Annotated in this window: 21 protein-coding genes; 14 read left to right on the top strand and 7 right to left on the bottom strand. The window is 65.1% G+C overall.

Translation table 11 applies throughout. The features are described 5' to 3' along the window. Window positions 1–11: 11 nt before the first annotated feature. The 5 genes from DMX12_RS06925 to DMX12_RS06945 all read left to right on the top strand — a co-directional run bounded on the left by DMX12_RS06925 (window position 12) and on the right by DMX12_RS06945 (window position 5,840). Window positions 12–509, top strand: coding sequence for a PaaI family thioesterase (locus DMX12_RS06925; RefSeq protein WP_029885287.1), 498 nt, complete (start codon window positions 12–14; stop codon window positions 507–509). Between the two features lie 228 nt (window positions 510–737). Then, the gene (locus DMX12_RS06930; protein ID WP_029885286.1) at window positions 738–1,220 is read left to right on the top strand and encodes a formate dehydrogenase subunit gamma; all 483 of its coding nucleotides are present in this window, start codon (window positions 738–740) and stop codon (window positions 1,218–1,220) included. Then, on the top strand, window positions 1,214–2,773 hold the full coding sequence (locus DMX12_RS06935; RefSeq protein WP_110676810.1) for an NADH-quinone oxidoreductase subunit NuoF: 1,560 nt from the start codon (window positions 1,214–1,216) through the stop codon (window positions 2,771–2,773). Before DMX12_RS06930 ends, DMX12_RS06935 begins: the two co-directional genes overlap by 7 nt. Next, window positions 2,770–5,640, top strand: a complete 2,871-nt coding sequence (gene fdhF / locus DMX12_RS06940) for a formate dehydrogenase subunit alpha (protein WP_110676812.1) — start codon at window positions 2,770–2,772, stop codon at window positions 5,638–5,640. Before DMX12_RS06935 ends, fdhF begins: the two co-directional genes overlap by 4 nt. After that, window positions 5,637–5,840, top strand: a complete 204-nt coding sequence (locus DMX12_RS06945) for a formate dehydrogenase subunit delta (protein ID WP_110676815.1) — start codon at window positions 5,637–5,639, stop codon at window positions 5,838–5,840. The genes fdhF and DMX12_RS06945 overlap by 4 nt, the downstream gene beginning before the upstream one ends. Window positions 5,841–5,894: 54 nt before the next feature. Here the strand turns inward: DMX12_RS06945 and DMX12_RS06950 are convergent, their stop codons facing one another. Next, window positions 5,895–6,758 carry a universal stress protein gene (locus tag DMX12_RS06950; protein WP_110676817.1) on the bottom strand — a complete coding sequence of 288 codons (864 nt, stop codon included), beginning with the start codon at window positions 6,756–6,758 and terminating at the stop codon, window positions 5,895–5,897. Window positions 6,759–6,912: 154 nt separating this feature from the next. Here DMX12_RS06950 and DMX12_RS06955 point away from each other — a divergent pair, with 154 nt between their 5' ends. Next, complete coding sequence (locus DMX12_RS06955; protein WP_009684203.1) at window positions 6,913–7,530, top strand: tRNA-(ms[2]io[6]A)-hydroxylase; 618 nt, start codon at window positions 6,913–6,915, stop codon at window positions 7,528–7,530. A 26-nt stretch (window positions 7,531–7,556) separates the two neighbouring features. Here the strand turns inward: DMX12_RS06955 and DMX12_RS06960 are convergent, their stop codons facing one another. Continuing rightward, window positions 7,557–7,877, bottom strand: a complete 321-nt coding sequence (locus DMX12_RS06960; protein WP_047149846.1) for a YqjD family protein — start codon at window positions 7,875–7,877, stop codon at window positions 7,557–7,559. Window positions 7,878–7,999: 122 nt separating this feature from the next. Between DMX12_RS06960 and DMX12_RS06965 the strand changes: the two genes are divergently transcribed. Then, on the top strand, window positions 8,000–8,263 hold the full coding sequence (locus DMX12_RS06965) for a hypothetical protein (protein WP_009684201.1): 264 nt from the start codon (window positions 8,000–8,002) through the stop codon (window positions 8,261–8,263). Between the two features lie 11 nt (window positions 8,264–8,274). Here DMX12_RS06965 and DMX12_RS06970 read toward each other — a convergent pair whose 3' ends face one another. Then, window positions 8,275–8,757, bottom strand: coding sequence for an LEA type 2 family protein (locus tag DMX12_RS06970; RefSeq protein WP_009684200.1), 483 nt, complete (start codon window positions 8,755–8,757; stop codon window positions 8,275–8,277). A 134-nt stretch (window positions 8,758–8,891) separates the two neighbouring features. Between DMX12_RS06970 and DMX12_RS06975 the strand changes: the two genes are divergently transcribed. Continuing rightward, window positions 8,892–10,016 (top strand): sigma-70 family RNA polymerase sigma factor, encoded by a 1,125-nt coding sequence (locus DMX12_RS06975; protein ID WP_110676819.1) that lies wholly within the window; start codon window positions 8,892–8,894, stop codon window positions 10,014–10,016. A 124-nt stretch (window positions 10,017–10,140) separates the two neighbouring features. After that, entirely contained in the window at window positions 10,141–12,567 is a 2,427-nt protein-coding gene (locus DMX12_RS06980) for a TonB-dependent receptor (protein ID WP_110676821.1), read from the top strand. Window positions 12,568–12,688: 121 nt separating this feature from the next. Here DMX12_RS06980 and DMX12_RS06985 read toward each other — a convergent pair whose 3' ends face one another. Then, entirely contained in the window at window positions 12,689–13,579 is an 891-nt protein-coding gene (locus tag DMX12_RS06985) for a LysR family transcriptional regulator (RefSeq protein ID WP_110676823.1), read from the bottom strand. Window positions 13,580–13,681: 102 nt separating this feature from the next. Between DMX12_RS06985 and DMX12_RS06990 the strand changes: the two genes are divergently transcribed. From DMX12_RS06990 to zapE, 5 genes are all read left to right on the top strand, one after another. Continuing rightward, complete coding sequence (locus tag DMX12_RS06990; RefSeq protein ID WP_110676825.1) at window positions 13,682–14,761, top strand: extracellular solute-binding protein; 1,080 nt, start codon at window positions 13,682–13,684, stop codon at window positions 14,759–14,761. Between the two features lie 24 nt (window positions 14,762–14,785). Continuing rightward, the gene (speB, locus tag DMX12_RS06995; RefSeq protein WP_110676827.1) at window positions 14,786–15,751 is read left to right on the top strand and encodes an agmatinase; all 966 of its coding nucleotides are present in this window, start codon (window positions 14,786–14,788) and stop codon (window positions 15,749–15,751) included. Window positions 15,752–15,894: 143 nt separating this feature from the next. Continuing rightward, entirely contained in the window at window positions 15,895–16,212 is a 318-nt protein-coding gene (locus tag DMX12_RS07000) for a hypothetical protein (protein ID WP_009684192.1), read from the top strand. 22 nt (window positions 16,213–16,234) lie between these two features. After that, window positions 16,235–17,386: a PQQ-dependent sugar dehydrogenase gene (locus tag DMX12_RS07005; RefSeq protein ID WP_110676829.1), complete on the top strand. Its 1,152-nt coding sequence runs from the start codon at window positions 16,235–16,237 to the stop codon at window positions 17,384–17,386. 33 nt (window positions 17,387–17,419) lie between these two features. After that, window positions 17,420–18,532 (top strand): cell division protein ZapE, encoded by a 1,113-nt coding sequence (gene zapE, locus DMX12_RS07010; protein ID WP_110676832.1) that lies wholly within the window; start codon window positions 17,420–17,422, stop codon window positions 18,530–18,532. A 13-nt stretch (window positions 18,533–18,545) separates the two neighbouring features. On the opposite strand, the gene DMX12_RS07015 is transcribed toward zapE, so the two are convergent. From DMX12_RS07015 to DMX12_RS07025, 3 genes are all read right to left on the bottom strand, one after another. After that, window positions 18,546–19,544 carry an alpha/beta fold hydrolase gene (locus tag DMX12_RS07015; RefSeq protein WP_110676833.1) on the bottom strand — a complete coding sequence of 333 codons (999 nt, stop codon included), beginning with the start codon at window positions 19,542–19,544 and terminating at the stop codon, window positions 18,546–18,548. A gap of 75 nt (window positions 19,545–19,619) precedes the next feature. Continuing rightward, window positions 19,620–20,057, bottom strand: a complete 438-nt coding sequence (locus DMX12_RS07020; protein WP_009684188.1) for a YqaA family protein — start codon at window positions 20,055–20,057, stop codon at window positions 19,620–19,622. Further along, window positions 20,057–20,485 (bottom strand): DUF411 domain-containing protein, encoded by a 429-nt coding sequence (locus DMX12_RS07025; RefSeq protein ID WP_110676835.1) that lies wholly within the window; start codon window positions 20,483–20,485, stop codon window positions 20,057–20,059. The genes DMX12_RS07020 and DMX12_RS07025 overlap by 1 nt, the downstream gene beginning before the upstream one ends. Between the last annotated feature and the right edge of the window lie 45 nt (window positions 20,486–20,530).

Consider the following 20,530-nt stretch of genomic DNA (forward strand, 5'->3'; position numbering starts at 1 on the left):
ACAGGAAGCGTATGAACGACCAGCCCCTTTCCCTCCAGGCCATGGCGGCACCAGACGGTACCTGCTACGGCTGCGGTTGTTCCCACCCCAGCGGGTTGCACCTGCAAAGCCATTGGCATGCCGATGGTATCCACCTGGTCTGCAGGCATGCCCCGGACAGCACCTTCAGCGGTTGGCCGGGCCTGGTGTACGGCGGCCTGCTGGCGATGCTGGTGGATTGCCATTCCAACTGGACAGCCATGGCCTACCACTACCGGCACGAAGGCCGCGCGCCGGGCAGCTTGCCGCGCATCGACTGCGTGACCGGCACGCTCAACCTGACCTACCTGAAGCCCACCCCGATGGGCATCGAATTGCTGCTCAAGGCCCGGGTAGAAGGTGAAGTAGGGCGCAAGAGCCGGGTGATCTGTGAAGTCTGGGCTGGCGACGTGCTGACCGTGACGGCGGACTCGGTATTCGTCCGCGTCGATACCGAAAAACTCAAGCTCAAGGCCCACGGCCAGGGCTGACCAGCGTCGGTTTCAGGATGCGCCTGGTCGCTCGTACGCAACCCTTCGGCAGCATAAGTGCCATGCTTGCAGGATGCAGTCGGACCAGCGCACGCAGATGCGCGGCCGTCGGCGAGGAGGCCGCCGCCATCGCGCAACCGTGACGTTGCCGGCGTGCCGCAGCAGAACACGCTGGATACCTGCCATTACAACAAAACAGGCAGGGTCCGTGATGCCGAGGTCCGCTGTATGCCTGATGAATTGCTCCACCTGCCCGTTATCCAGCGCATTCTGGCGCGCGACAAAGACACCCCCGGCGCCCTGTTGCCGATGCTGCATGCTATCCAGCATGACCTGGGCTACATCCCCGATGCCGCCGTTCCCGAACTGGCCCATGCCCTCAACCTCAGCCTGGCCGAGGTGCGTGGGGTAATCAGTTTCTATCATGATTTCCGCACTGCGCCGCCGGCACGCCATACCTTGCGCCTGTGCCGCGCCGAGTCGTGCCAGAGCCGTGGCGCCGAGGCACTCGCGGCGCAGCTGCGTGAACAGCTGGCACTCGACGACCATGGCACCAGTGCCGACGGCGCCATCAGCCTGCGCCCGGTGTATTGCCTGGGCGCCTGCGCCTGCTCACCCGCGCTGGAACTCGACGGCCAGGTGCATGCACGGCTCACCCCCGAGCGCTTGCGCGCCTTGGTCAATGCCTGCCAGGAGGATGCAGCATGCTGAAGCTGTTCATCGCCTGTGATTCGGTCGCCCGCGCCGTGGGCGCCGACCAGGTCGCCGAGGCCTTCCAGCGCGAAGCCGAGCGGCGCCAGTTGCCGCTGGAGATCCAGCGCACCAGCTCGCGTGGGCTGTACTGGCTGGAGCCGCTGGTCGAGTGCGACAGTGCGCAAGGCCGCCTCGGCTTTGGCCCGGTTACCGCACAAGACGTGCCGGCGCTGCTCGATGCCCTGGCCGGTGAGCCCGCCGAGCACCCGCTGGCGCTTGGGCCGGTCGAGGCCATCCCCTACCTCAAGACCCAGCAACGGCTGCTGTTTGCCCGCGCCGGCATTACCCGCCCGTTGTCGCTGGACGACTACCGGGCGCACGGCGGTTTCGCCGGCCTTGAAGCCGCGGTAGCGCTGGACGGCGCCGAAGTGGTCGCTGCCGTGCTGGACTCCGGCTTGCGCGGCCGCGGTGGTGCGGCCTTCCCGGCGGGTATCAAGTGGCGCACCGTACGGGACGCCGGCCCAGGCCAGAAGTACGTGGTGTGCAATGCCGACGAGGGCGACTCCGGCACCTTTGCCGACCGCATGCTGATGGAGGGCGACCCGTTCCTGCTGATCGAGGGCATGATCATTGCCGGCCTCGCCGTGGGCGCCGACATGGGCTACATCTATGTGCGCTCGGAATACCCCGACGCCATCCGTGTGCTCCAGCAGGCGTTTGCCATCGCCCGTGCGGCCGGTTACCTGGGGGCCAACGTGGCTGGTAGCGGCCGGGCTTTCGAGCTGCAGGTACGGGTGGGGGCCGGCGCCTACATCTGTGGGGAAGAAACCGCACTGCTCGAATCGATCGAGGGCAAGCGCGGCATCGTCCGCGCCAAGCCGCCACTGCCCGCGCTGCAAGGCCTGTTCGGCTTGCCGACATTGGTGCACAACGTGCTCACCCTGGCCTCGGTGCCGATCATCCTGGCCAAGGGCGCGGCGTTCTACCGTGACTTCGGCATGGGCCGCTCACTGGGGACCATGCCGTTCCAGCTGGCTGGCAATGTGCGCCATGGCGGCCTGGTGGAGCGGGCTTTTGGCCTGACCCTGCGCGAGCTGGTAGAGGGCTACGGGGGCGGCACGGCCAGTGGCCGGCCGCTGAAAGCTGCGCAGGTCGGCGGCCCGCTTGGCGCCTGGGTTCCACCCAGCCACTTCGACACGCCGCTGGACTATGAAGCCTTCGCCGCCATGGGCGCGATGCTCGGCCATGGCGGTGTGGTGGTCGCCGACGACACCCTGAACATGGCCAGCATGGCGCGTTTTGCCCTGCAGTTCTGCGCCGAGGAGTCGTGCGGCAAGTGCACCCCGTGCCGCATCGGCTCGACACGGGGCATGGAGGTGGTCGACCGCTTGATCGCCAGCAGCGAAACGGGCGAGCGCCATGACCACGCCCTGTTGCTGCGCGACCTGTGCGACACCATGCAGTACGGTTCGCTGTGCGCCATGGGTGGCATGACCGCCTACCCGGTCGCCAGCGCCCTCAAGTACTTCCCCGCCGATTTCGGGCTGACCACCACGGAGGCCGCACAGTGATCAACTTCTTCGACCCGCAAACCGACCTGGGCACCCCGGCTCGCGACAGCGATGTGCAGGTCAGCCTCAGCATCGATGGCCGAGCCATCAGCGTGCCGGCCGGCACCTCGGTGATGCGCGCCGCGGCCATGCTCGGCACCAGCATCCCCAAACTATGTGCCACCGACAGCCTTGAAGCCTTTGGCTCGTGCCGCATGTGCATGGTGGAAATCGAAGGCATGCGCGGCTACCCGGCATCGTGCACCACGCCGGTCAGCGAAGGCATGGTGGTGCGCACCGAAACCCCGCGCCTGTCCGGCTTGCGCCGCAACGTGATGGAGCTGTACATCTCCGACCACCCGCTGGACTGCCTGACCTGTTCGGCCAACGGCAACTGCGAGCTGCAGACCGTGGCCGGGCAGGTTGGCCTGCGCGAGGTGCGCTATGGCTATGAAGGCGCCAACCATCTGGCTGAGAAAAAGGACGTTTCCAACCCGTATTTCGACTATGAACCGAGCAAGTGCATAGTCTGCAGCCGCTGCGTGCGCGCCTGCGAGGAGATCCAGGGCACCTTCGCCCTGACCATCACCGGGCGTGGTTTCGAGTCGCGGGTGGCGGCGGCCGGCGGGGACAATTTCCTGGCTTCGGAGTGCGTGTCGTGCGGCGCCTGTGTGCAGGCCTGCCCAACCGCGACCCTGACGGAAAAAAGCCTGGTGCAACTGGGCCAGCCCGAGCGTTCGGTGGTCACCACCTGTGCCTACTGCGGTGTGGGTTGCTCGTTCCGCGCAGAAATGAAAGGGGACCAGCTGGTGCGCATGGTCCCGGACAAGAACGGCGGCGCCAACCATGGCCACGCCTGCGTCAAAGGGCGTTTCGCCTGGGGCTACGCGACCCACCCGGACCGCATCACCAAACCGATGATCCGCAAGCGCCTGGAGGACCCGTGGCAAGAGGTCAGCTGGGACGAGGCGGTGAACTACGCCGCCAGCGAATTGCGCCGTATCCAGCTCAAGTATGGGCGTGACTCCATTGGCGGCATTACCTCCAGCCGCTGCACCAACGAAGAAGCGTACCTGGTGCAGAAGCTGGTGCGTACGGCGTTCGGCAACAACAACGTCGACACCTGTGCCCGTGTCTGCCATTCACCGACCGGTTATGGCCTGAAGCAGACCCTCGGCGAGTCGGCAGGTACGCAAAGCTTCGACTCGGTGATGCAGGCCGACGTGATACTGGTGATCGGCGCCAACCCTACCGACGCCCACCCGGTGTTCGGCTCGCAGCTAAAGCGCCGCCTGCGCCAGGGCGCGCGGCTGATCGTGATCGACCCACGGCGTATCGACCTGGTCGACGCGCCGCACGCCCGTGCAGAGCTGCACCTGCAACTGCGCCCTGGTACCAACGTGGCCATGCTCAACGCCTTGGCCCATGTGATCGTCACCGAGGGCCTGCTGGCCCAAGGCTTCATCGATGCCCGCTGCGAAACCGAAGACTTCGCCCGCTGGCGCGACTTCGTCAGCCGTGCCGAGAACGCCCCGCAAGTGCTTGGCCCGGTGTGTGGCGTAGCGCCAGAGCAGATCCGCGCCGCCGCCCGGCTGTACGCCACCGGCGGTAATGCGGCCATCTATTACGGCCTTGGGGTGACCGAGCACAGCCAGGGCAGCACCGCGGTGATGGCCATCGCCAACCTGGCCATGGCCACCGGCAACATCGGCCGAGAAGGGGTAGGGGTCAACCCACTGCGCGGCCAGAACAACGTGCAAGGTTCGTGCGACATGGGGTCGTTCCCCCATGAATTGCCCGGTTACCGGCATATCTCCAACCAGGCGGTGCGTGAAGAGTTCGAGCAGGCCTGGGGCGTGACCTTGCAGCCCGACCCGGGCCTGCGTATTCCCAACATGTTCGAGGCAGCACTGGACGGCAGCTTCAAGGCGCTGTACTGCCAGGGTGAAGACATTGCCCAAAGTGACCCCAACACCCAGCACGTTACCGCAGCCTTGCTCGCGATGGAGTGCGTGGTGGTACAGGATATCTTCCTCAACGAAACCGCCAAGTTCGCCCACGTGTTCCTGCCGGGCAGTTCGTTCCTGGAAAAAGACGGCACCTTCACCAACGCCGAGCGGCGAATTTCACGGGTGCGCAAGGTCATGGAACCGCTGGCCGGCAAGGCTGACTGGGAAGCTACCATCGCCCTGGCCGACGCCCTGGGCTACCCGATGCACTACCGCCACCCGTCCGAGATCATGGATGAAATCGCCCGCCTGACCCCGACCTTCCGCCGGGTCAGCTATGCCGAAATCGAACGCCATGGCAGCCTGCAATGGCCCTGCAACGAGGCCGCGCCGGATGGCACGCCAACCATGCACATCGATCAGTTCGTGCGGGGCAAGGGGCGCTTCATGCTCACCGGCTATGTGCCGACCGATGAAAAGGTCAACAGCCGTTACCCGTTGTTGCTGACCACCGGGCGCATCCTCAGCCAGTACAACGTCGGCGCGCAGACGCGGCGCACCGGCAACGTGGCCTGGCACGACGCCGACCGCCTGGAAATCCACCCCACCGATGCCGAAAGCCGGGGTATCCAGGACGGCGACTGGGTCGGCATTGGCAGCCGTGCCGGGCGGACGGTGCTGCGCGCCAAGGTCAGTGCGCGGGTGGCCGCGGGGGTGGTGTACACCACGTTCCACTTCCCCGAGTCGGGGGCCAACGTGATCACCACCGACAACTCCGACTGGGCTACCAACTGCCCCGAGTACAAGGTCACGGCGGTGGAGGTGGTCAAAGTGTTCCAGCCTTCGCAATGGCAGCAGCGCTATCAGGACTTCAGTGATGAACAGCGGCGCCTGCTGCAGGAGCGCCGCACAGCGGAGAAAGCCGAGGTACGCCAATGAGCAGCGCCAGCCTGGTCAAGATGGCCAACCAGATTGCCCATTACTACGACAGCGAGCCTAACCGAGCGCTGGCCGTGCAAGGGGTACGCCAGCATCTGCAAAGCTTCTGGACGCCGGCCATGCGCAGGCAGCTGCTGGAGTGGATTGCAGCCAACGACGGGGAGGGGCTGGACCCGAAGGTGCGTGAAGCATTGGGCTGACGGCTACCTGCGCCCTTGTGCAGGCGCGCCGCTGTGGCGCGCCTGCAGGGGGCGTCAACCCCGGACCCGTTCGGCCAGCTTGGTGCTGGTTTCTTCAAGCTTGAGCACCAGCACGTCGCCCTTCAGCTCATCGAGTACCACCTCTGCAGTATTGCCAATCAACGCCCCGGTAATCCCTGTGCGGCACACCGTACCGATCACGGTCACCACCGCATCCAACCGCTGCTCGGTATGGGGGATAAGCACATCTGCCGGTCCTTCAGCCACGTGCAGGCGGTCCTCGCTGATGCCGTACTCGGCCTGGAACGCCTCGCACGCTTCACGGTAGCGTGCCTCGATGGTTTCGCTCAACTGGTAGACCGGGTCGGCCGCCGACAGCATGGGCGACGGGTGTGCGCTGATGACATGCAGCTCGCCCTTGGCCAGCGCGGCGATGTCATGGCCATGGTCGATGATGCTGGCGTGCAGGCGGCGGTGATCCTCGTCCTGGTTGCCCACGTCCACCGCGGCCAGAATCCTGCCGCCAGTCCACGGCCGCTCGCTCTTGACCATCAGCACGGCACACGGGCATTGGCGCAGCAGTTTCCAGTCATCGGGGGTAAGCAGGGCCTTTTTCAGCGGGTTGTCGGGGCGGTGTTCCTTGATCACCAGCTCACAGCCTTCGGCCTGCTGCACGTAGATGATGGTGTCGTGCAGGCTATCGCGCCAGGCCTCTTCGTGGGAGACATTGTCATAACCGTCGTCGTGCAGTTGGCGGCTCAGCACGCTCAACAGCGCGCTGTGGTCATGCCGTTTGTCGCACATCAGCAGGTGCAGGCGCGCGCCGGTGACGCCTGCAATCAGCTTGGCCCGGGTCAGTGCGCGGCTGTGGGCGTGTTCGGGGTCGAGCACCACGAGAATGCTGCGGATGGCTTGCATGGACGTTAACTCCAGTCAAAGGGGGCGACCAATGCCTGACTATAGTCCCCGCTGCCCGCGCGGGTGCTTGATACACATCAAGCATAGCCACTGGCGCCGACCGCCGCCGCCGGTATAATCGCCAGCCCTGCCTGTTCCGTGTGGTTGCATGCTCATGTCCCTGACCCCCGAAATCGATGCCTTCCTGGGCTGCCCGACGCCAGACGCCTGGATCGAAGCAGCACTGGCCGACCAGGAAACCTTGCTGATCGACCACAAGAACTGCGAATTCAAGGCCGCCAGCACTGCCCTGAGCCTGATCGCCAAGTACAACACCCACCTTGACCTGATCAACATGATGTCGCGCCTGGCGCGCGAGGAGCTGGTGCACCACGAGCAGGTGCTGCGCCTGATGAAACGCCGTGGCGTACCGCTGCGGCCGGTGTCGGCGGGGCGCTACGCATCGGGGCTGCGCCGGCTGGTGCGCGCCCATGAGCCGGTCAAGCTGGTGGATACACTGGTGGTCGGGGCGTTCATCGAAGCGCGCAGCTGCGAGCGCTTTGCCGCGCTGGTGCCGCACCTGGATGAAGAGCTGGGCCGTTTCTACCATGGCCTGCTGAAAAGCGAGGCGCGCCATTACCAGGGCTACCTGAAACTGGCACACCACTATGGGGATGCGGCGGACATTGCCCGCCGCATTGAACTGGTGCGCGCGGCGGAAGCGGAGCTTATCCAGTCACCCGACCAGGAGCTGCGCTTCCACAGCGGGATTCCGCTGGCGCAAGCCGCCTGAAGCGTGCCGCCGGCGCGGCTGCCCGGTCAGTTGCGCCGGCCCAGCAGCAGGCCCACCACTAGGCCGAGGCCGGCGGAAATGGCCACGGTTTGCCAGGGGTGGCCACCGATGTAGTCCTGCGTGGCGTTGACCATGGGCTGCGCTTTGTCACGCATGTTTGCGGCGGCCTGGCGTGCCTGTTTCAGCTTCAGGCTGACCTGCGCGCGCAGGCTGTCGGCTTCTTCGCCAACCAGGGCAGCGCTGTCGTTGAGCAGCTTCTCCGATTCTTCGATCAGCGCCTGCAACTCACTGAAGACCTGGTCCTTGATTTGATCGCTGTCGGCCAGCGTGGCTTTTTTCCGGGCCATGAAAGTGTCCTCGTCGATGGGTGGTTTGAACAATGGATACTTGCGCGCCGGAAAAGTTGCGTCGGCGTGAGGTTGGCGCGTTGGTGTAAGATAGCCGCCATTTACGGTCTAGCAGGTGATGCATGAGTTTCAATCTGGCCAACATGAGCTTCGAGGAACGGGCGCAGATCGAGGCAGAGAAGGCCCGGCTGTTCGAAATGTGGCAGACCAACCTGGGCAAGGCCAAGGGCGAAGCCGCCCGGCTGATCGCCGAGAAGCCACGGCGCAAAGGCAAGTGGGCCGAGTGGGTACGCGCTGAGCTGGAGGGCATGTCGCCGCCCGAATACGCCAGCATGGTCCGCAGCGAAGTCAACAAGCTGATGGCAGCAGCCAGCGCCAACCGCTGAGCGCCCGCTGTTTACCAGGTGGTCCCTTTGGGCAGGTCCAGCTTGCCCTCGTCGGTGAAGCGCACGGTGCCCAGTGGCCCGCTGGCCAGCTTGCCGCGCAGCTTGTAGGGCAGGCCCTGCAGGGTACCCACCTGGCCCAGCCCGTAGGCCTGGCGCAGGAAAGAGAACGCCGTGATGCTCACCGGCACCACGATCACCGCCTCGTCGTAGCGGCCAATGTGCCCCTGCTGGTCACTGACCCCGGCAGCCAGTGGCTGGCCGTTCACCTCCAGGTCGAGGGCGATGCCGTTGTAGTCGATTGCCTCTTCGTTGGGGTTCTGCACCCGCATTTTCACGGCCATGCGCAGCTCCAGTTCCTGCCCCGGCAGCGGTTCTATGCCGATCACGCTGATGTTCAGCGGGTCGCGTGGCTGCAGGAGCGCGCAGGCCGCCAGGCTGCTGGTCAGGCACAGGGCAATGAGCAGGCGGGTGTAGCGGTGCAGTCGGGCAACCATGGGTACGACCTTGCCTAAGTGAACGAGCCGTCAGTGTGGCAAATGCGCGCCGGCGTTGAAAGTGTTGGGTCAGATGAAAGATACTGTTTCTCATTAACAGCCGATAACTTCTCTTACTGGTCGTTCCCAAACCCATGCTGACTTCACCTGTGTCGGGCCTGCTGGCGAGTTTCCAGGAGCACTACGACGACTTGCTGCAGTTCCTGACCCGGCGCATGAGCGACCGCCAGCGTGCCGCCGACGTCGCGCAGGAAACCTACCTCAAGCTGGTGCACATCGACGAGCAGGCGTTGCCGGTGCTGCATGCGCGCAGTTTCATCTTCCGCGTGGCGGGTAACCTGGCCATCGACGCCCTGCGCCGCGAGCAACGCATCGCGGCCAGCCACGATGATTGCGACGGGGCAGGCGAGCTAGCCTGCCCAGCGCCAGCGCCCGAGGCGGTGTTGCTGGCGCGTGAGCGCCTGCAATTGCTCGATCAGGCGCTGTTGCAGTTGCCCTGCAAGGCCCGCCAGGCCTTGTTGCTGAACCGCGTCGACGGCCTGACCCAGAAGCAGGTCGCGCAACGCCTTGGCGTGTCGGAAAGCATGGTGGCCAAGTACATTGGCCAGGCCCTGCGCCATTGCCGCCGGTGGCTGCAGCAGGCGGGCGTAGCGGCCTGCGGGGTATTGCTGGTCACTGCCCTGGTCGCCTGGCAGCAGGCGCCGGTGTTGTTGGCCGATTACCACACTGGCGTGGGTGAGCGGCAGGTCGTGACGTTGGCCGATGGCACGCGGGTCACCCTGAACAGTGCCAGCGCCTTGCGTGTGGTATTCAGCGAGCATGAGCGGCGCGTGGTGCTGGCTGCAGGTGAGGCACTGTTCGAAATGGCCGATGATGCCCGGCCGTTCGTGGTGGACACGGCCGGTGCGGCGGTTCAGGGCCGTGCCGCCACCTTCAGCGTGCGCCGTGATGGGCACGTGGTACTGGCACGTGGCGAGGCCAAGGTCGGCGAGCAGCCGTTGGCAGTAGCGGCGGATGCCGGTGCCCAGTTGGCCTGGCAGCGCGGCAAGCTGATCTTCAATGGCAAGCCGTTGGGGCAGGTGCTGCAAGAGCTGGAGCGTTACCGGCACGGGCGCATCGTGCTGTCCGACAGCAAGCTGGCGGCGATGGAGGTGAGTGGGGTCTTCGACCTGGATGAGCCGCAGGCGCTGTTGCGCACCCTGGAGCAGCGGTATGGGCTGAAGGTGACCTACCTGCCTTGGTTGGCCGTGGTGCATTGAGCGGCCAGCGCAGAAAAAATTTGCAGTGGCCACTGCAAGTTCCTGCGAGCCAGATCGTCGTAGTGGGACTGATCAGCAACTCATTCTCATTTACGACTTGCCAGGAAGCGCCTACGTGTCTCTGATGCCCAAGCCTTTGCCCCGCCGCCGCGGTTCACTTCACCATGCCCTGTTGTCTTGCAGTGCCCTGGCCATGCTGACCGGCCCGCTGCAAGCGGCTGCTTCGACCACCGCCGAAAACGCCCAGCTGCAGGCCCGGCAGGTTCAGCTTGACCTGCCTGCGCAGCCGCTGGATCAAGCCCTGACCTCGTTTGCCGACCAGGCCGGCCTGCACTTGCTGTACACCACCGGCGATGTCGCCGGCCTGGCCGGCCCGGCCCTGCGCGGCAGCTACAGTGTCGAGCAGGCGCTGCAACAATTGCTGGCCGGTAGTGGCATGGGCTGGCAATTCAGCGATGCCCGCACGGTGACCCTGCGCAAGGCCGAGGCTGCGCCGCAGGCGGTCAACCTCAAGCCGATCGAAGTCAGTGTGGCTTCGCGTACCAGTACGGCAATCAGCGAAATCCCCGGGACCGTGTGGGTGGTCGACCAACAGCAACTGCGCGAACAGATCGACAGTGGCGTCAGCCTGAAGGAAGCCATCGGCAAGCTGGTGCCGGGCCTGGACCTGGCACCGGAAGGGCGCACCAACTACGGCCAGAACATGCGTGGGCGCAATGTGCTGGTGATGATCGACGGGGTCAGCCAGAACAGCTCGCGGGGGCTGTCACGCCAGTTCGACAGCATTTCGCCGTTCAATGTCGAGCGCGTCGAAGTGCTGTCTGGTGCCAGCGCCATCTACGGCGGGGGCGCCACCGGCGGTATCATCAACATCGTCACCAAGAAGGGCGAACCCGGGCCGGCCCGTTTCGAGACCCAGTTGGGTGCCAGCAGCGGCTTCAACAACAGCGACGACCTGGCCACCCGCTTCGCCCAGTCGATCAGCGGCGGCAACGAGCGGGTCAATGCCCGCCTGGGTATCTCCGGCGAGCAGAACGAAGCGTTCTACGACGGGGCCGGCGAGCAGATATTCATCGACAACACCCAGACCGACCTGCAGTACAACCGCACGGTCGATGTGCTCGGCAGCTTGGGCATGCAGTTGAACGAGCAGCAAAGCCTTGACCTGCTGGCCCAGTATTACGACTCGGGCAACCACGGCAGCACCGGTATCTACTTCCCCAACCTGGACTACAACGCGCCCTCCGACCTGGAAGATGCCGAGCTGCGCAGCGGTTATTCAGCCGGCCTGGAGCCGCGCACCCGGCGCCTGCTGCTCAACGCCAACTACCACCACAGCGACGTGCTCGGCCAGGACTTCTACCTGCAAGCGTCGTACCGCAAGGAAGACGACAACTTCTACCCGTTCCCGTACTACAACCGGGCCACCCCTACAGGCGCGCGGGGGGTGTATTTTGCTGCCTCGCAGCAGAACTTCGAGGTTTCCAGCCTCAAGGGGTTGTTCGCCAAGCAATGGGACACGCTCAAGCTGACCTATGGCGTGGACCTGGACCGCGAGCGCTTCAGTGCCGAGCAGACCACCTTCAACGCACAGACCTCGTCCGAATCCGGTGGCCTGGACCTGGAGAAGGAGAGCAAGGCCGCACGTTACCCGAGCTATCGGGTGGATGGCGTTTCGCTGTATGGCCAGCTGGACTGGCGCGCCACCGACAACCTGACCTTGTCTGGCGGCGCCCGTCGCCAGCAGATGGACGTGGATGTCAGCGACTTCAAGGGCGTGCCCGGCGGCAGCAACGATTACCAGGTCAACCTGTTCAACGTCGGCGCCATTTACGACTTCAAGAATGGCCACCAGGCGTGGGCCAACTATGGCGAAGGCTTCGACCTGCCAGACCCGGCCAAGTACTACGGCAAGCCGGGCCTGAGCGTGGCAGACAACCCCCTGGCCGGGATCAAGAGCCGTCAGGTGGAGCTGGGCTGGCGCTATGCCGACCTGGACTGGGACGCCCAGGCAGCGCTGTACTACATCTGGTCGGACAAGATCATCAACGTCGACTCGCAAACGCTGACCATCAATGTCGAAGAGCAGAAGAGCCGTGACTTCGGCTTTGAAGGGGCATTGACCCGCCACTTCCAGAGTAATTGGGAAGCGGGCGGCACGCTGCACCTGACCCGCTCCGAGGAAGAGGCGGTCGACGGCGGCTGGATCAAACGCGATGCCCGCTATGCGTCGTTGTCGAAGGCCACCGGTTTCGTTGGCTGGAAGGGTGACGGGCGCAGCGCGCGGTTGCAGGCCAACCATGCATTCAGCCTGAAAGACGATGCCGACCATGAGATCGACGGCTACACCACCTTCGACCTGCTGGCCAGCCAGGACACCGGTTTCGGCACCTTCAGCGCGGGTATCCAGAACCTGCTGGACAAGCAGTACAGTACGGTCTGGGGGCAGCGCGCGACGCTGTTCTATTCGCCGACCTACGGGCCGGCGTACCTGTATGACTACCAGGGGCGCGGGCGCACCTATACCCTGACCTGGAGCTTGGCTTACTGAGCCTGGGCACAGGGCAGGGGTGCCTGGGGCCCTTTGGGTTGAGCATTCAGTAGTGGTTGCCGGGGCCGCTTTGCGGCCCTTCGCGACGCAAGGCCGCTCCTACAGGCACCGTGCTTGGCTTTCAGGCGAAGGCCGCCAATACATCTTCGGCGAATGCCTGCTGTGCCTCGCCGGCCACCTGGGCCCGGTGCCGGGCCAGGGTAAACGGCACGACAAAATCCAGCCCCGGGTCCAGCGCCCACAGTTGCCCCTCGGCTTCCCAGGCCAGGGCGCTGTGACACGGCAGATAACCAATGTGCCTGCCCGACAGAATGAACGTCAGCACGCTCTCGATCTGTTCTGCCACCGCCATGCCGTGCCTGCTCTGGAACGGCTCGTCGCCCTCGATGAAACGGTACGGGTGGCGCACTTGGTCCTGCTCCAGCAAACGCTGGCGCGGCACCTGCGGCATGCCGAACAAGGGATGCCCTTTGCCGCAGTACAGCCGCTGCCGTTCCTCGAACAAGGGCTGATAGTCGAACGCCGCCTGTTTACCGGAAAAATAGCTGATGGCGTAGTCCAGCCGCTGCTCCAGCAACAACCGCTCCAGCTCCGCCGGTGGCGCACTGATCAGTTCCAGTTGCACCGACTCGACGCGGCGGCGAAATGCCGCGATCGCCGCCGCCAGCTTGAGGCTCACCTGCTTGTCCTGGTTTTCCGCCAGGCCGATGCGCACGGTGCCCAGCAGTCGCCCGGCAACACCGTTGGCCTGCTGGCGGAACTGCTCGATGTTCAGCAGCAGCGTGCGCGTGGCTTCCAACAGCATCCGGCCTTTCTCGGTCAGCCGGAAACCACCCTTGCCCCGGCTGCACAGGCGGTAGCCCAGGCGTGTTTCCAGCTGGGCCATGCGTTGGCTGATGGTGGGCTGGCTCAAGCCCAGCAGCCCCTGTGCAGCGCTGAAGCCACCGGCCTCGGCTACAGTGACGAACAGCCGCAGCAGGTGCAGGTCGGGGTCATGCACTTGTCCGAGCATTGCATTGCTCCTGGTGAATGTCAGCTTTGCAAACTTGCCATTTCTTCAATGTAACCCGGCTGACATGCTCGCGGCATCCACCCATTTGCCGAGGTGTCTGTCATGCGTTCATCGTTGTGCCTGTTGTCGCTGGTACTGGCCTTGCCGCTGCAAGCCGAAGAGAAAGTCGTGAACCTTTACAGCTGGGCCGACTATGTCGCCCCGCAGACCCTGCAGCGCTTCGAGCAGGAGACCGGCTACAAGGTCCGCTACGACACCTTCGATACCACCGAAGTGCTGGAAACCAAGCTGCTTACCGGGGGCAGCGGTTACGACGTTGTCGTGCCGTCCGCCACGGTGCTGGCGCGGGCGCTGAAGGCCAATGCCCTGCAGCCGTTGCAGGCCCAGGCCATGCCCGGCTATGCCAACCTCGACCGCGACCTGCTGGCCAAGCTCGCCGAGGCCGACCCCGGCAACCGTTACGCGGTGCCTTACACCTGGGGCACGCTGGGCCTGGGGGTGAACGTACAGGCGGTGCGCCAGCGCCTGGGCGAGGTACCGCTGGACAGCCTCGACCTGCTGTTCAAGCCCGAGTACGCCAGCCGCCTGAAAGACTGCGGTATCGCCATGCCGGACTCGCCGCAGGAAGTGATCGGGGTGGCCCTGAACTACCTGGGCAAGGACCCGTACAGCCAGAGCAAGGAAGACCCGGCAGCTGCCCAGAAGCTGCTGGGCCAATTGCAGCCGTCGATCAGCTACGTTGCCAATGGCCGGCAGATCAGCGACCTGGCCAACGGCAGCGTGTGCCTGGCGCTGACCTACAACGGCGATGCCGCCATGGCCGCCGACCAGGCCCGGCGTGCCGGCAAGCCGTTCGAGCTGATCTACCGCATCCCCCGCGAGGGCACGCTGGTGTGGCAAGACAACCTGGCCATCCCCAAGGATGCACCGCACCCGGAGGCGGCGCGGGCGTTCATCGCCTTCATGCTCAAGCCCGAGTCGGTGGCGGCGCTGACCAACACGCTGTTTTTCGCCAACGCCAACCAGGCCGCCACGCCGCTGGTGGATGAAGCCGTGCGCACCGACCCGGATATCTACCCGCCGGCCGAAGTCCGTCAGCGGCTGTTCGCCGACCGCAGCATGGCCCTGGCCGACCTGCGCCAGCGCAACCGCCTGTGGACTGCCTTTCGCAGCCGCCAATAACCCTGCAGACCGAGGAGCCCGACCGTGGAGCAAGCCTTGAACAACGACCAGGCCATTACCCGCGACAGCCTGTATGGCACTGCCGCCGAAAGTACCTATGCCGGCATCACCAGTTTTGCTCGCCGCCGCTACAGCCGCGACCTGCGTGGGGTGGATGTGGTGGTCAGCGGCGTACCGTTCGATACCGCCACCAGCAACCGGCCCGGCGCACGCTTCGGCCCCAGGGCCATTCGTGCCGCCTCGGTGCAGCAGGCGTGGGCCCGCCACTGGCCGTGGGCGTTCGACCCCTTCGACCACCTGGCGGTGATCGACTATGGCGACTGCGCCTTCGACAGCGGCACGCCGCAGTCGGTACCCGGCAGCATCGAAGCCCATGCCGAACACATTCTGCAAGCCGGCTGCGCGATGCTCACCCTGGGCGGCGACCATTTCATCAGTTACCCACTGTTGAAGGCCCATGCCCGCCACCATGGCCCGTTGGCGCTGGTGCATTTCGATGCGCACAGCGACACCTGGCCGGACGAGGAGGGCAAGCGCATCGATCACGGCACCATGTTCTGGCATGCCGCCCGTGAAGGCCTGGTCGACCCCGCCCACTCGGTGCAGATCGGCCTGCGGACCACCAACGACGACAGCCAGGGCTTCGCCATCCTGGACGCCCGGCAGGTGCACCGGCAGGGCGCCGAGGCGGTCATTGCGGCGATTCGCCAGCGCGTGGGCGAGCGCCCGGTGTACCTGACCTTCGATATCGACTGCCTGGACCCGGCCTACGCGCCTGGCACCGGCACGCCGGTGTGTGGTGGCTTGAGCACGGTGCAGGCACTGGAGATTCTCGGCGGGCTGCGTGGCATCAACCTGGTCGGCATGGACTTGGTGGAAGTGGCACCGGCTTACGACCATGCCGACATCACCGCCCTGGCCGGGGCAACCCTGGCGATGGAGATGCTGTGCCTGTATGCCGCCCGGCACAAGGTCGATACCGGCCAATAAGGGGGGGCCGCCAGCCGCCTCCGCTGCGCCTGCTGAAACATCAGGATGCAACTCCACCTGCTTTCACACATCTGGCCGCGAACCCCTGGCGCCTCAGGCTATCAAAGCCAGCAGGCGCCGCGTTTTCGTACAGGAGGTGAAGCATGAGTCCGACATTGCCCACGCTGGCCCTTGGCCTGGCCTTGTGCCTGCCCGTGCACGCGGCTCCACAGCCACCGTTGCAGCTCGCTGCCGACTACCGCAACCCGTACAACAGCCCGATTCAGCGCGCCAACCCCAACAGCCGCCAAGGCAGCCTGCCGGCCACCCCGCCGGTGCGCGGCCCGTCTACCGAGCCGCAACAGCGTGTGCCCACGCTGGACAACCGCGGCATCGGCAATGGCGACAACCTGCGTCGCCAGCAGCAAACCCCGAACCTGGAACCGTCCCGGCCAGCGCGCGACAACCCGCGTGCGCCATAAGCCCACTTGAAAGGAATTGTGCATGCTCCGAGCACCCTGGCTAGCCACCCTGACCGCCGCTGCGCTGCTGCCCCTGCTGGCCCAGGCCGCGTCCGAACAGCAGTTTCCCAGTGAAGAAGGCAGCCTGACCGTCAGCACCGTGGCCGATGGCCTGCGCAACCCATGGGCACTGGCTTTCCTGCCGGGTGGCAAGGACATGCTGGTCACCGAGCGTGCCGGCAACCTGCGCCTGGTCAACGCCGAGGGCAAGGTCGGCCCGCCCATCAATGGCGTGCCGAAAGTGTGGGCCGAGGGCCAGGGTGGCCTGCTGGATGTGGCGTTGTCGCCAGACTTCGCCAAAGACCGCACGGTCTACCTGTCCTTCGCCGAGGAGGGCAGTGACGGCAAGGCCGGCACGGCGGTCGGCCGCGGGCAATTGTCCGAAGACCGCGCCCGGCTGGAGAACTTCAACGTGATCTTCCGCCAGCAGCCCAAGCTGTCGGTGGGTAACCATTTCGGCTCGCGGCTTGTGTTCGACCGCGATGGCTACCTGTTCATCGCCCTGGGCGAGAACAACCAGCGCGCTACCGCGCAGGACCTGGACAAACTGCAGGGCAAGGTCGTGCGAATCTGGCCAGATGGCGAGGTGCCCAAGGACAACCCGTTTGTCGGCCGGGGCAATGTGCGGCCGGAAATCTGGTCGTATGGCCACCGCAACCAGCAAGGTGCTGCGCTCAACCCCTGGACTGGCAAGCTGTGGACCCACGAACACGGCCCGCGCGGTGGTGATGAAATCAATATTCCCGAGGCCGGCAAGAACTACGGTTGGCCGGTCGCCACCCATGGCATCAATTATTCGCTGCTGCCGATTCCCGAGGCCAAGGGCAAGCATGTCAAGGGTATGGTCGACCCACACCATGTCTGGGAGAAGTCGCCGGGCATCAGCGGGATGGCGTTTTACGACAGCCCCACCTTCAAGGCGTGGGACCACAACCTGTTCATTGGTGCGCTGGCCACGCAGGAACTGATCCGCTTGCAATTGAAGGGTGACAAGGTGGTGCATGAAGAGCGCCTGCTCGGTGATCTGAAAGCGCGCATCCGCGATGTACGGGTGGGGCCGGATGGGTATGTGTACGTACTCACCGATGACAAGGACGGCGCGCTGCTCAAGGTCGGCCTGAGCAAGGAGCCCTGAACCTGGCGCGCCCTTGGCCGTGTAGAATGCGGCATGGCCATGACCCCGCAATTCCTTTACCAGCAAGCCCTGGCTACCCAGGGCTATGTCGCCGACCCTGCCCAGGCGCGCGCCGTTGACGCCTTGCAGGGCTGTTTTCAGGCCCTTGGACAGGGCCGCCCGGCCCAGGGTATATACCTATGGGGGCCGGTCGGCCGTGGCAAGACCTGGCTGATGGACCAGTTCCATCGCTGCCTCACCGTGCCCAGCCGACGCCAGCATTTCCACCATTTCATGGCGTGGGTGCACCAGCGCCTGTTTCAGCTGAACGGCACTGCCGACCCATTGCAAGCGCTGGCCCGGGAGCTCGCCGGCCAGATCCGGGTGTTGTGCTTCGACGAACTGTTCGTCAACGACATTGGCGATGCGATCATTCTTGGCCGGCTGTTCCAGGTGCTGTTCGACGAGGGCGTGGTGGTTGTCGCCACGTCCAATCAGCCACCCGAGCAACTGTACCGCGACGGTTTCAACCGCGAGCGCTTCCTGCCGGCTATCGCCGCAATCCAGCGCCACATGCAGGTGCTGCCGGTGGCTGGCGGGCAGGATCACCGCCTGCACCCCGGCGCAGCGCAGCAGCGCTACTGGGTGGTAGAGGCGGGGCAGGCCAGTCGGCTGGGCGAGGTGTTCCGCCAGCTTGGCCCCGACGATGGCGGCACCGACCGGCCGTTGCCGATCGGCACCCGGCAAGTCCAGGTGGTGCGCCGCAATGACCACGCCATCTGGTGCCGTTTTGCCGACCTGTGCGAGCAACCCCTGGCAGCCGTGGATTTCATGGCTTTGTGCGACCGTTTTGCAGCCATTCTGTTATCGGCAGTGCCGGCGCTGGGCGGTGAACAGCGGGCGGGGCGCATTGCCCGTGGCACCGAGGATGCGGCGCTGCGGGTAGTGGCGGGCGATCGCCAGCTACCCGCCTTGTCGCCCAAGGACGACGCGGTGCGCCGGTTCATTGCCCTGGTCGACGAATGTTATGACCGCCGGGTGGCGTTGTACCTGGAGGCGCACGTACCGTTGGATGCCCTCTACACCCAGGGGTACCTGGCGTTCCCTTTTCAACGCACCCTGAGCCGGCTACGGGAGATGCAACTGCAGCGGTTTGGAGGGGGCTAAGCCCGACAGCCGCTCAGCGCCCCAACCATTCGATCAGCGTGCGGTTGAACCTGACCGGCTCTTCGATCTGCGGCGCGTGCCCCATGCCTTCGAAGGTGATCAGCTCACCCTTGGGGATCAGCTTGGTCACCTGCGGCCCCAGTTCGGCGTACTTGCCCAGCCTGGCCTTGACCTGCGGCGGCGCGATATCACTGCCGATCGCCGTGCTGTCCTTGTCGCCGATCATCAGCAAGGTGGGCATCTGCAGGTCCTTGAACTCGTGGTACACCGGCTGGGTGAAGATCATGTCGTAGATCAATGCCGAGTTCCACGCCACCGCTTCATGCCCGGGGCCCTGGTTGAGCCCCACCAGCATCTGCACCCAGCGCTCGTATTCCGGCTTCCAGCGGCCCGCGTAATACGTTTTGCGCTCATACTCGCGTACACCCTCGGCATTGAGCTTCAGCTCGCGGGCATACCACTGGTCCACGGTACGGTAGGGCACGCCAAGCGCCTTCCAGTCTTCCAGGCCGATCGGGTTGACCATCGCCAGCCGCTCGACCTGTTGCGGGTACATCAGCGCGTAGCGGGTGGCGAGCATGCCGCCTGTCGAGTGGCCGAGCACGCTGGCACGCTTGACCCCCAGGCGCTCCAGCAGGGCATGGGTATTGTCTGCCAGCTGCTGGAAGCTGTACTGATAGTGCGCCGGTTTGCTGGACGTGCAGAAGCCGACCTGGTCGACGGCGATCACTCGGTAGCCGGCCTTGCTCAGCGCCTCGATGGTGGTTTCCCAGGTAGCGGCGCAGAAGTTCTTGCCGTGCATCAACACCACGCTGTGGCCGTTGGCCTGGCCTTGTGCAGGCACGTCCATGTAGCCCATCTGCAGGGCCTGGCCCTGGGACTTGAAGTCGAAATGCTGGAGCGGATGCGGGTAACGGAAACCTTCGAGCTGGGGGCCGAAGGTGGGCGATTCGGCAGCGACGGCCGAACCGCCGGCCAGGCACGCCAAGGCCAGAGCTGTTGCGCGCAGCATGGGGGAACTCCCTGTAGAACCTTGTAGGAAAAAAGCACTGTAACAGCCCATGGACCAAGGGGAGGGCGAAAGGTGTTACCGAGCGTGAAACCAGCCCAGGGTGATCATGGTGAGCACTGCATAGCGCCCTGCTTTGGCCACGCTCACCAGCAGCAGGAAGCGCCAGAACGGTTCGCGCATGATCCCGGCAATCAGCGTCAAGGGGTCGCCAATCACCGGCATCCAGCTGAGCAGCAGCGACCATTGGCCCCAGCGCTGGTAGCGTTGCTGCGCACGCGCCAACTGCGCGGTGCTGAAGGGGAACCAGCGCTTGTCGCGCAGGTGCTCGATGGCCCGGCCCAACAGCCAGTTCACCACCGAACCGAGCACGTTGCCCAAGGTGGCGACCAGCAGCAGGGTGGCCCAGGCCTCGGGCTGACCCAGTAACAGCCCGACCAGCACGGCTTCCGATTGCAGCGGCAGCAGGGTGGCGGCGCCAAAGGCACTGAAAAACAGCGCCCACAGGCCGAGCATCAGTAGTTGGCGACCACGGTGTCCTGGCCGCCCTGGGTCACCCCGATCACCTGGTAGGCATCCTTGTGGTCGCCCATTTCCATGCCCGGTGAGCCCATCGGCATGCCCGGCACGGCCAGGCCCTTGAGGTCGTTGCGCTGGCTCAACAGGCGTACCTGTTCGGCCGGCACGTGGCCTTCGACGAACTTGCCGTCGATCACACCGGTATGGCACGAAACCAGGCGTGGGGCCACGCCCAGGCGCTGCTTGACCGCGCTCATGTTCGGTTCGACATGGTCGTTGACGGTGAAACCGTTATCGCGCAGGTGGCTGATCCAGGCCTTGCAGCAGCCGCAGTTGGGGTCGCGGTACACGTCGATGGTGTCGCCAGCCTGGGCCAGGCCGCTCATGGCCAGCAGGCCCAGGGTCAACAGATGTTTACGCAGCATGTCGCAACACTCCTTCAGAGCAAACCGGTCCATAGTACAGGATTC

Source organism: Pseudomonas sp. MB-090624, assembly GCF_003205245.1.
In the GTDB taxonomy this organism is placed as follows: Bacteria; Pseudomonadota; Gammaproteobacteria; order Pseudomonadales; family Pseudomonadaceae; genus Aquipseudomonas; species Aquipseudomonas juntendi.